This window comes from Priestia sp. YIM B13552, assembly GCF_042787775.1.
GTDB lineage: Bacteria > Bacillota > Bacilli > Bacillales > Bacillaceae_H > Priestia > Priestia megaterium_E.
Genome location: NZ_JBHZOU010000002.1, coordinates 1,172,805 through 1,182,128, shown reverse-complemented (window position 1 = coordinate 1,182,128; position 9,324 = coordinate 1,172,805). Strand labels below are relative to the sequence as shown.

Here is a 9,324-nt window from a genome sequence, read left to right as displayed (position 1 = left end):
GTGGCTGAAGAGGCGCCCCTGCTAAGGGTGTAGGTCGTGTAAGCGGCGCGAGGGTTCAAATCCCTCCTTCTCCGCCAGTCGTTTTAAATTTAAATATGGCCCGTTGGTCAAGCGGTTAAGACACCGCCCTTTCACGGCGGTAACACGGGTTCGAATCCCGTACGGGTCATCTCAAAAAGGTTTGCATATATGCAAACCTTTTTTATTTGCGCTTTTTTAAAGATTAAGTAAACAGAAATAATAGTTAGGAATAATTACCATGAATTTTCAGAATAAAAAGTAAGTTTTAAGCAGGATTTTCCCTATATCATATGGAATTATTCATAAAGTAATAAAGTATGAAGAGGATGGGATAAAGAGTAATTTTAAAGAACATTTATTCTATTATATTTGTAGAAAAGGTTTATGTTTTTACTGTAAAAGGGAATGAGTGGTAAGAAGCATATATTATGTGCGTATATTATGTTTGAAGTTAAAGGGGTGGCAAAAGTGAATCTAGCGGTTCAGCCTACTGAATTTGATGTTCATTTGTATCACGAAGGAAACTTATTTCGCAGTTACTCTATTTTCGGTGCGCATCAGGTAACGGTAGAAGGAATTGAAGGCGTACGATTTTGCGTGTGGGCACCTCATGCAAAGAGTGTAAGCGTTGTAGGTGATTTTAATAAATGGAACGGTTTTCAACATTCAATGGTTAAAGTTAATGAAGAAGGTATTTGGATGACATTTATCCCTGAGTTAGAACAAGGGACTATTTATAAATATGAAATCATCACACAAAGCAATCAAAAAAAATTAAAAGCAGATCCATACGCTTTCTTCAGTGAAGTGCGTCCGAACACTGCGTCTATTGTTTACTCATTGGATGGGTACAAATGGAACGATCAATATTGGCGTAGAAAGAAAAAACAGCAAAATATATATGAAAGACCACTGTGTATTTACGAGCTGCATGCAGGGTCTTGGAGGACTCATGAAGATGGCAGCCTTTATACATATAGTGAATTAGCACAGGAGCTTATTCCTTATATTGCTGAACAAGGTTTTACACATATTGAGTTATTACCAGTCATTGAGCATCCGCTCGACCGATCCTGGGGATATCAAGGAATTGGATACTATTCTGCTACCAGTCGATACGGTACACCTAAAGAGTTGATGAACTTTATAGATGAGTGCCATCAAAACAATATAGGGGTTCTTTTAGACTGGGTACCCGGGCATTTTTGTAAGGATGAACATGGTCTGTATATGTTCGATGGAGAACCTACTTATGAATACAAACAAGAACCCGATCGTGAAAACTACGTTTGGGGAACAGCTAATTTCGATTTAGGAAAGCCTGAAGTACAAAGTTTTCTGATTTCGAACGCTTTATTTTGGTTGGAGTACTTCCATATAGATGGATTTCGAGTAGATGCTGTAGCCAATATGCTTTATTGGCAAAATTCTTCTGGAAAAGCAGTGAATGATGGAGCTGTCAGCTTCTTGAAAAAGTTAAATGAAGCTGTTTTTGAATCTGATGAAACGATATTAATGATGGCAGAAGATTCAACGGACTGGCCGCTTGTTACAGCACCTACGTATGAGGGCGGTTTAGGCTTTAATTATAAGTGGAACATGGGATGGATGAATGACGTTTTAACATACATGGAAGCTGGCGTGGAAAGACGTCCTTATCTTCACGATAAAATGACCTTTTCCCTAATGTATGCGTTTAACGAAAATTTTATTTTGCCGCTTTCTCATGATGAAGTCGTACATGGGAAAAAATCCTTACTTAATAAAATGCCAGGTGATTACTGGCGCAAGTTTGCACAGCTTCGACTGCTATATGGATATTTCTTTGCACACCCTGGGAAAAAGCTTTTATTTATGGGCGGAGAGTTTGGCCAATTTGATGAGTGGAAAGATTTAGAGGAGTTGGATTGGATGCTTTATGACTTTGACATGCATCGCAATCTTAACGGATATATGAAGGATCTCATCAAGATTTATAAAAGAAGCAAGCCTTTATACGAATTAGACCATAATCCAGATGGATTTGAATGGATTGATGTTAACAACCATCATCAACAAATTTTCTCTTTTATTCGTAAGTCGAAAGAAAATCAGGAGATTTTTATAGTTGTTAGCAATTTTTCCGAGCATCCATATCATTCTTACAAAGTTGGAGTTCCAGTTGAGACAGAGTACATTGAAGTTATTAACAGTGATGACGAAGTGTACGGCGGTTCAGGCATTGTAAATAAAAAGGCATTAAAATCAGTGGATGAATCGTTTCACGGCCAACCTTTTTGCATTGAAATGAATATTCCGCCGTTTGGCATTAGTATACTACGAGCAAAGAGAAAACGAGGGGAGAGAAAACAACATGTTAAAAAAGAAATGCGTAGCGATGTTATTGGCAGGAGGAAAAGGTAGTCGGCTAAGTTCGCTTACAAAAAATCTAGCAAAGCCAGCTGTACCATTTGGTGGTAAGTATCGAATTATTGATTTTGCTTTAAGTAATTGTACAAATTCAGGTATTGAAACAGTAGGTGTATTAACACAATATCAACCGCTAGTTCTCAATTCATACATTGGAATTGGAAGCGCTTGGGATTTGGACCGACGGAATGGTGGCGTCACGGTATTGCCTCCATACGCGGAGTCAGATGGAGTAAAGTGGTACAAAGGCACGGCTAGTGCTATTTATGAAAATTTAAACTATTTGACACAATATGATCCTGAGTATGTACTGATTCTATCAGGTGATCACATTTATAAAATGAACTATGAAAATATGCTTGATTATCATATAAACAAAGAAGCAGACGTAACGATTTCTGTTATTGAAGTACCTTGGGAAGAAGCGAGCCGTTTTGGTATTTTAAATACAAATAGTGACCTAGACGTAATGGAGTTCGATGAAAAGCCTCAGCGTCCTAAAAACAATCTAGCTTCCATGGGGATTTATATTTTTAAATGGAGTATTTTAAAAGAATATTTAGAAATGGATGCACGCAATCCATATTCAAGCCATGATTTTGGTAAAGATGTTATTCCGCTTTTACTAGATGAAAAGAAAAAGCTAATTGCATACCCATTCCAAGGTTATTGGAAAGATGTGGGGACTGTAAAAAGCTTGTGGGAAGCGAATATGGATTTGTTATGTGATAAAGACGAGCTTAATTTATTTGACTCTTCATGGAAAGTATACTCTGTTAACCCTAATCAGCCTCCTCAATATATCGCGCCAAAAGCCTGCGTGGTGGAGTCATTAGTAAATGAAGGGTGCGTTGTCGAAGGAAACGTAGAGCAGTCCGTGTTATTTCCAGGTGTACAAATCGGCTCAGGTTCTGAGGTCAAGAAAACGGTTGTCATGCCTACTGCAAAGATAGGCTCTAACGTATATATTGAAAACGCAATTGTTCCATCGGATATTGAAGTTCCAGACGGTACTATTATTCGACCGACTAAAGGAAGCGAAGAAGTAATTCTTGTTACTCAAGAATTGATTGAATCAGTTGCTAAATGCATTTAACGAACAGAGAGGATGAACGACATTGAATAATCAAATGCTTGGTATTATTGATGCTTGTACAAACACAACAGCGCTGCAGCCTTTAACTTTTTATAGATCGATTGCTGCCATTCCTTTTGCAGGACGCTATCGATTAATCGATTTTACGCTTTCTAATATGGTGAACTCTGGAATTTCGAGCGTTGCCATTTTTCCTCGTGATCGCTATCGCGCATTGATGGATCATATAGGTTCAGGAAAAGAGTGGGATTTGGATCGGAAGCGAGATGGATTGTTTATCTTCCCTCCTATGACCAGTGATTTACACTTAGAAAGTCCATCACTATTCACGCAGTTCCGTTATCATATTGATTATTTCTTAAGAAGTAAGCAGGAATACGTATTAATTGCGAATAGTTATACGATATGTACAGTTGACTTTGAACACGTGCTGCAACGTCATATTGCTTCAAATGCAGATATTACTGAAATGAAGCAGGGTGATAAATCGCTTAATATGTATATTATTAATAAATCTATTCTAGTTAATATTTTGCAAAATGAATCCCATGATTTTTATACGATTAAAGAAATGGTTCGATATATGGCACAATCTCATCGTGTAGAAAAGTATGAGCACCATGGATATACGGCTGAGATTTCTAGCTTAGATACCTACTATAAAACAAGTATGGAAATTTTATCTCCAGATGTCTGGAAGCAGTTATTTATCAACGAACGTCCTGTTTTCACTAAAGTAAAAGATGAACCGCCTACTCGTTACGCAAAAAAAGCGGTTGTGAAAAACTCAATGATCGCAAACGGGTGCGTGATTGAAGGGCATGTGGAAAATAGTATTATCTTCCGAGGCGTTAAAATTGGAAAAGGTACGGTCGTTAAGAATAGCATTGTGATGCAAAAAGGCATTATTTTAGAAAATAGTGTATTAGAAAATGTTGTTTTAGACAAAGATGTGAAAATAGGAAGTAATGAAACGTTGCTAGGTGAGTCAGGTCTACCTAGAGTCATTGCTAAAGGAACAACTCAAGGAGCGTTGATGAAGTCGTGAATGTATTATTTGCTGTATCGGAATGTGTACCTTTTATTAAAACAGGAGGATTAGCAGACGTAGCTGGTGCTCTGCCTAAAGAATTAAAAAAATTAGGAACGAACGTATGTGTAGTTATGCCAAAGTACGGAACGATTCCTCAAGATTATCAAGATGAAATGGTGCTTGAAAAAGTTATTCATGTGCAGGTTGGGTGGAGAAGACAGTACTGCGGAATTGAATCGTTAACGATGGATGGCGTTAAATATATTTTCATTGATAATGAATATTATTTTAAAAGAGATAGCTTATATGGGCACTACGATGACGCTGAACGATTTGCTTTTTTCAGCAGAGCTGTGCTTGAAGCTATCCCATTTTTAGAAAATGAGCCTGATATTATTCACTGTCACGACTGGCATACGGCTATGATTCCATTTTTACTTCGTGCTAATTATGATATGTATGATCATATTCAGACGGTCTTTACGATTCATAATTTGCAATTCCAAGGAATTTTCCCTAAGAGCAATTTATATGAGTTATTAAATTTAAATGATTATTATTTTACTACAAGCCAGCTCGAGTTTTATGGGAATATTAATTTTATGAAAGCTGCGCTTGTATCAGCTGATAAAATTACCACGGTAAGTCCTACATATCGAGATGAAATTCAAATGCCATATTACGGAGAAAGTTTAGATGGATTATTGCGTCAGCGAAATCAAGATTTGATTGGGATTGTAAATGGAATCGATGAAGAAGCTTATAGCCCAGACGCAGATCAGCTTATATCTTATCCTTATTCGGTAGAAGAGATTGAAGGAAAATATAAAAATAAAAAAGAGCTCCAGCGCTATCTTGAATTAGAAGAAAATAAGGATGTTCCAATTATTTCGATGGTTACAAGGTTAACTCAGCAGAAGGGATTGGATTTAGTTAAGCACGTTTTCCATGAGACGGTTAACTTAGGGGCCCAAATTGTTATTTTAGGAACTGGAGAGTACGAGTTTGAGCAGTTTTTCCGTGAGATGGAAGATACGTACCCACAACAAGTAAAAGCCATTATTGGTTTTAATGAGGAACTTGCTCATAAAGTTTATGCCGGTACGGATTTATTTTTAATGCCTTCTCGTTTTGAGCCTTGCGGACTCGGACAATTAATAGCCTTAAAATACGGAACCATTCCAGTCGTGCGTGAAACGGGCGGCCTGAATGACACGGTCAAAGCTTATAATGAATATAGCGGAGAGGGAAATGGCTTCTCTTTTAAGAATTATAATGCTCATGACATGCTTCATACGTTAGAAAGAGCTGTTTCATTTTATCACCAGAAAGATGTATGGAAAAAATTAATGATGGATGCTATGAGTCAGGATTATAGCTGGGGGCAATCGGCATTTAAATATAATCAATTGTATTCAAATTTGACATCTACTCCATCGTGAAAGGGTGAGCAGATTGTTCTCTGATAAAAAAAGCTTTCAAGAGGCTTTTTTAAAAAAGCTAGAAATGACATATGGAAAGAGCTTTAAAGAATCTACTGTTCAAGATCACTATCATACATTAGGAAATATGGTGCGAGAGTATATTAGCAGCGATTGGATTTCAACCAATGAAATTCATAGGTCTTCACATACAAAGCAAGTGTATTATCTTTCTATCGAATTTTTATTAGGCAGACTATTGGGTCAAAATCTGTTGAACTTAGGAATTCGGGAAGTTGTAAAAGAAGGATTAAGTGATCTGAATATTTCACTTGAAAATATTGAAGAGATAGAAGTAGACGCGGGATTAGGAAACGGCGGACTAGGCAGGCTGGCTGCTTGTTTTTTAGATTCTCTTGCTTCACTTAATCTTCCTGGCCACGGTTATGGAATTCGCTATAAACACGGTTTGTTTGATCAAAAGATTGTAAACGGCTTTCAAATTGAGCTCCCAGAACAGTGGTTAAGGCATGGGAATTCATGGGAAGTACGCAAATTAGATCAAGCTATCGAAGTAAATTTTTGGGGCGAAGTTGAAATGGTACAGGAAGACGGAAAATTTTCTTTTCGTCATGTAAAAGGAGAACCGGTCTCTGCTGTTCCTTATGACATCCCGGTTATCGGATATAAAACAGATACAGTGAATACACTTCGCCTTTGGAATGCGGAGCCTTCATCATTTCCAGTACATAAAGATGTGATGGAGTATAAGCGTCAAACAGAGGCTGTATCAGAATTTTTATATCCGGATGATACACATGAAGATGGTAAAATATTAAGATTGAAACAGCAATATTTTCTTGTGTCAGCTAGCTTACAAAGTATTATCAAAGCACATCGAAATACCTATCAAACACTTACAAACTTTCACGAAAAAGTAGCCATTCATATTAACGATACGCATCCTGTACTTGCGATTCCTGAGCTAATGAGAATTTTACTGGATGAAGAAAAAATGGAATGGGAAGATGCATGGCATATTACGTCCAATACCATATCATACACAAATCATACGACTCTTTCTGAAGCTCTTGAGAAATGGCCGATTGACTTATTTCAACCCTTGCTTCCACGCGTGTATATGATTATTGAAGAAATTAATGAACGCTTTTGTAAAGAATTATGGGAAGCATATCCAGGAGACTGGCAGCGGATTGAAAATATGGCTATTTTAGCGCACGGGTTAGTAAAGATGGCTCATTTAGCAATTGTGGGAAGTTATAAAGTAAACGGCGTGGCAAAGATTCATACTGATATTTTAAAAGAACGAGAAATGAAAGATTTTTATCAGTTTTATCCTGCTAAATTTAACAATAAAACGAACGGAATTACCCACCGGCGCTGGTTGTTAAAAGCTAATCCGCAGCTTTCCTCCCTTATTACCGAGGTGATAGGAGATAAATGGATTAAACAGCCGCATTCTCTTATAAAGCTCCAAGAGTATGTGGAAGATCCAAGTTTTTTACAAGGACTAAAAACAGTAAAACAACAGCGTAAAAAGCTGCTCGCGGATATTATTCAAGAGCAAACGGGAATTAAAATAGATTCTAATTCTATTTTTGATGTACAGGTTAAAAGGCTTCATGCTTACAAAAGACAGCTTTTAAATGTGCTGCACATTATGTATTTGTACAATCGATTAAAAGAAGACCCTAATTTTCAAATCGTTCCTCGTACATTTATTTTTGGTGCGAAAGCTTCTCCCGGCTATTATTATGCAAAAAAAGTCATCAAGCTAATTAACTCTGTAGCTGATGTTGTCAATAATGATCCACAAACATCACCGTTTTTAAAGGTCGTTTTTTTAGAAAACTATCGGGTGTCACTTGCTGAGTATATCTTTCCTGCAACGGATGTCAGTGAACAGATTTCAACCGCCAGCAAAGAAGCTTCGGGAACGGGAAATATGAAATTCATGATGAACGGAGCTTTAACTCTTGGCACGCTGGACGGAGCGAACGTCGAAATTAGCGAGGCAGTAGGAAAAGATAATGTCTTTATTTTTGGATTAAAAGCCGAAGAAGTGTTGAGCTATCAGCAAAATGGGGGATACCGTGCCTATGATTATTACCATCATGATAAGCGGATTCGACAAGTGCTCGAGCAGCTTACAAACGGCTTCCTACCAGACACATATGACTTATTCGAGCCTATATATGATTCATTATTAATGCAAAATGATGAATACTATGTACTCCGTGACTTTGACTCATACGTTACGGCACAGCAAAAAGTAAACGAAGCTTATAGAAATGAAAATAAATGGCTTCAAATGAGTGCGACGAACATTGCACATTCCGGCTTTTTTTCTAGTGATCGAACGATTGAGGAATATGCATCTGATATTTGGGGAATTCACTCCACTAAAAATTTATTAAATCAATAAATAGAAAAGGTGTAGTCAAAGACTACACCTTTTTTATTTTATCTGTTGTCACCGTTTAAGAAATCACCTAAAGAACCAAGAATACTGCCTTCACCTTTCCCTCCCGTTGGCGAAACTGCACTTGATAAAACGCGATCGGCTAGTCGGCTAAAAGGAAGAGATTGAATCCAAACTGTTCCTGGTCCTGACAGAGTAGCAAAAAACATGCCTTCTCCTCCAAACAGAGCTGTTTTAATTTTCCCTACATATTCGATGTTGTAGTTTACATCACGGGTCATGGCCACTAAACACCCAGTATCCACACGAAGGCGTTCACCTGGCTGCAGCTGTCTTTTATGAATGGTCCCGCCTGCATGCAAAAATGCCAAGCCATTACCTTCTAATTTTTGCATAATAAAACCTTCACCGCCAAAGAAGCCCGTTCCTAGTTTTTTTTGAAAATCAATGCCAACGGATACGCCTTTGGCAGCGCATAAAAAGGAGCTCTTTTGACAAATGATTTTATGATCGAGCTGCTCTAAATCGACAGGAATAATCTTGCCTGGAAAAGGTGAAGCGAAAGATACTTTTCGTTTGTGATATCCGTTATTTGTATATACTGTCATAAATAAGCTTTCGCCAGTTAATACGCGTTTCCCAGCTCCTTTTAGTTTATTAAAAAGCCCGCTGCTGTTGGAGGAAGAACCGTCACCAAAAATGGTTTCCATCTCAATATCATCTTCCATCATCATCATTCCCCCAGCTTCTGCTATAACACTTTCTGAAGGATCTAATTCAATTTCAACAAACTGCATGTCATCTCCATACAGTTTATAATCAATTTCATGTGCATTCATCATTTTCACCTCATTATAATTCTAATCTCCTATTCATTCGATGTCATCTCCTATAGCTCCTA

Annotated in this window: 6 protein-coding genes and 1 tRNA gene; 6 read left to right on the top strand and 1 reads right to left on the bottom strand. The window is 37.5% G+C overall.

Going from position 1 to position 9,324, the window contains the following annotated elements; genetic code table 11:
- Nucleotides 1-97: 97 nt before the first annotated feature.
- The 6 genes from ACFX40_RS12100 (at nucleotide 98) to ACFX40_RS12075 (ending at nucleotide 8,426) form a co-directional block, all read left to right on the top strand.
- Nucleotides 98-169, top strand: a tRNA-Glu gene (locus ACFX40_RS12100).
- Between the two features lie 293 nt (nucleotides 170-462).
- A complete protein-coding gene (gene glgB / locus ACFX40_RS12095; protein WP_060747076.1) occupies nucleotides 463-2,424 on the top strand; it encodes a 1,4-alpha-glucan branching protein GlgB in 1,962 nt (653 codons plus the stop codon).
- Complete coding sequence (locus ACFX40_RS12090; RefSeq protein ID WP_377254997.1) at nucleotides 2,375-3,526, top strand: glucose-1-phosphate adenylyltransferase; 1,152 nt, start codon at nucleotides 2,375-2,377, stop codon at nucleotides 3,524-3,526. Before glgB ends, ACFX40_RS12090 begins: the two co-directional genes overlap by 50 nt.
- A gap of 22 nt (nucleotides 3,527-3,548) precedes the next feature.
- Nucleotides 3,549-4,574 carry a glucose-1-phosphate adenylyltransferase family protein gene (locus ACFX40_RS12085; protein ID WP_028410450.1) on the top strand — a complete coding sequence of 342 codons (1,026 nt, stop codon included), beginning with the start codon at nucleotides 3,549-3,551 and terminating at the stop codon, nucleotides 4,572-4,574.
- Nucleotides 4,571-6,001 carry a glycogen synthase GlgA gene (gene glgA, locus ACFX40_RS12080; RefSeq protein ID WP_377254993.1) on the top strand — a complete coding sequence of 477 codons (1,431 nt, stop codon included), beginning with the start codon at nucleotides 4,571-4,573 and terminating at the stop codon, nucleotides 5,999-6,001. Before ACFX40_RS12085 ends, glgA begins: the two co-directional genes overlap by 4 nt.
- Before the next feature lie 13 nt (nucleotides 6,002-6,014).
- Nucleotides 6,015-8,426, top strand: coding sequence for a glycogen/starch/alpha-glucan phosphorylase (locus ACFX40_RS12075; protein ID WP_377254990.1), 2,412 nt, complete (start codon nucleotides 6,015-6,017; stop codon nucleotides 8,424-8,426).
- A 38-nt stretch (nucleotides 8,427-8,464) separates the two neighbouring features.
- On the opposite strand, the gene ACFX40_RS12070 is transcribed toward ACFX40_RS12075, so the two are convergent.
- Complete coding sequence (locus ACFX40_RS12070; protein ID WP_013059569.1) at nucleotides 8,465-9,262, bottom strand: TIGR00266 family protein; 798 nt, start codon at nucleotides 9,260-9,262, stop codon at nucleotides 8,465-8,467.
- Nucleotides 9,263-9,324: the final 62 nt, after the last annotated feature.